Source organism: Flavobacterium sp. Leaf359 (genome assembly GCF_001423985.1).
In the GTDB taxonomy this organism is placed as follows: domain Bacteria; phylum Bacteroidota; class Bacteroidia; order Flavobacteriales; family Flavobacteriaceae; genus Flavobacterium; species Flavobacterium lindanitolerans.
In genome coordinates this window covers 59,373-59,574 of record NZ_LMPW01000010.1, presented here as the reverse complement: position 1 = coordinate 59,574, position 202 = coordinate 59,373, and positions in this window count along the sequence as shown.

Sequence of the window (202 nt, the reverse complement as noted above, 5' to 3'; positions counted from 1 at the left end):
AATTGCTTCCACCCTTTTTGCCCCAAATCTACCATAAACTTAACCTACTAATGCTATGGTCCTACGAAAGTAAGGGCATTTGTTTTGCCCTGCAATTATTTCTGTTAAAGCGTACAAATAATCGATAAAGTGCGGAAATTTGTTAAGAAAAAGGATTTTAACACCTGAAAACCTAAGTATATTGGGGGAATGAGAAGTATAT